This is a genomic window from Streptomyces atratus, assembly GCF_014648655.1.
Classification (GTDB): Bacteria; Actinomycetota; Actinomycetes; order Streptomycetales; family Streptomycetaceae; genus Streptomyces; species Streptomyces atratus.
In genome coordinates, this window is sequence record NZ_BMRN01000133.1 from 1,205 (window position 1) to 3,292 (window position 2,088).

Below are 2,088 nucleotides of genomic sequence, written 5' to 3' on the forward strand. Positions count from 1 at the left end.
TTCCGGCGCCGCCCCGGCACACCGGGCGGTGTACGCGGCCGCCAGATCCCGGACCAGCGGCGCCAGCGACCAGCCGTCCCCGGCGATGTGGTGCAGGGTCAGCACCAGCACGTGTTCGTCCTCGGTGAGGACGAACAGCTCCGCGCGCAGCGGGGTGTCCACCGCCAGGTCGAAGCCGCGACGTGTGACGGCCTCGACCAGGGCGGGCAGTTCCCGCTCGTCGGTCTCGGTGACCGGCAGGCCGGGGCGGCCGCGCTGCGGATCCAGCACCAGCTGGTACGGCCGGCCCTCGCTCTCGGGGAAGACCGTGCGCAGGCTCTCGTGCCGCACGGCCACGTCCGTCAGCGCCGCCCCCAGTGCCTCCCGGTCCAACTGCCCGGACAGCTGCAGGGCCAGTGGCATGTTGTAGGTGGCGCTGGGGCCCTCCAGTCGTCCCAGGAACCACAGCCGCCGCTGCGCGAACGACAACGGAAGCCGCTCCGGGCGCTCCATCGGCCGCAGCGCCGTCCTGGCCCTGCCCGCAGCCTCGTCGAGCCACTCGGCCAGTTCGGCCACGGTGGGTGCCTCGAACAGGGCCCGCACCGGCAGTTCCACGTCGAGGACCGAACGGATCCGGCTGGTCAGCCGGGTCGCGAGCAGGGAGTGGCCACCGAGCTCGAAGAAGCTGTCGTCGATCCCGACGGCCGGCAGGCCGAGGATCTCGGCGAACAGCCCGCACAGGATCTCCTCCTGGGGGGTGCGCGGCGCCCGGCCGGTGGAGACCTCGGCGAAGTCCGGCGCCGGCAGGGCCCGGCGGTTCAGCTTGCCGTTGGGCGTCAGCGGCAGCGCCTCCAGGGTGACGAACGCCGCCGGGACCATGTAATCCGGCAGTACCCGGGCCGCCTCCTTGCGCAGCGTCCCCCAGTCCGCACCGGCCGCACCACCGTCACGCGGCACCAGATAGGCCACCAACTGCTTGACCCCGGGCCGGTCCTCGCGGGCCACCACCGCCACCTGGGCCACGTCCGGATGCGCCGCCAACACGGTCTCGATCTCGCCCAGCTCGATACGGAAACCGCGGATCTTGACCTGGTCATCGGCGCGGCCCAGGTACTCCAGCTCGCCGTCGGCGCTCCAGCGGGCCAGGTCGCCGGTGCGGTACATGCGGGTACCGGCCGGGCCGAACGGGCAGGCCACGAACCGCTCCGCCGTCATCCCGGGACGATCCTGGTAGCCGCGGGCCAAGCCGGCCCCGGCGATGTACAGCTCGCCGGGGACGCCGGGCGGCACCGGCCGCAGGCCGGCGTCGAGCACGTACACCTGCGTGTTGTGGATCGGTCGGCCGATCGGCGGGGTGACCCCGCCGATCAGCGGAGCGCTCATGGTCGCGCACACCGTGGTCTCGGTCGGACCATAGGCGTTGACCATCCGCCGCCCGGCCGACCACCGTGCGACCAGTTCGGCGGAGCACGCCTCGCCGCCGGCCACCACGCAGCGCAGGGCGGGCAGTTCCCGCTCTGCCAGCGTCGCCAGCACGGCGGCAGGCAGCATCATGTGCGTGATGGCTCGTTCCTGCAGGACGCGGGCCAGCTCGTCCCCCGTTGTCTGCCCGGCTGCGGGCAGCACCAGGGCAGCTCCGCTGAGCAGCGTCATCACCAGGTCGGCCACCGACACGTCGAAGTTGGGCGAGACCACCTGCAGGACCCGGCTGTCCTCGGTGAGCTCGAGCCCGCCGATGTGGGCAGCGGCCATGCTCGGCAGGCCCTGGTGCGAGACCGCCACGCCCTTGGGGCGTCCGGTGGAGCCGGAGGTGTAGATCAGGTACGCCGGGTTGGCCGGAACCAGGGGTCGGATCCGGTCGGCGTCGGTCGGACGGGAGGACGGGTACGTCGCCAGCGCTGCCACGGTGGCGGCTTCGTCCAGCAGCAACCGGGCGACATCCGCTTCCGGCAACCGCTCTCCCACCGTCATCGTGGTCAGCAGCAGGGCGGGACGGGCATCGGCCAGCATGTAGGCGATTCGCTCGGCCGGATACTCCGGGTCCACCGGCACATAAGCCGCACCGGCCTTGGCCACCGCCAGCTGGGCCACGATCATCTCCACCGACCG

The 2,088-nt window shown here is 72.7% G+C and carries 1 protein-coding gene; it reads right to left on the reverse strand.

The features are described 5' to 3' along the window. The coding region (locus IEZ15_RS43525; RefSeq protein WP_308427523.1) for a non-ribosomal peptide synthetase at window positions 1–2,076 on the reverse strand (2,076 nt) is incomplete at its 3' end. Between the last annotated feature and the right edge of the window lie 12 nt (window positions 2,077–2,088).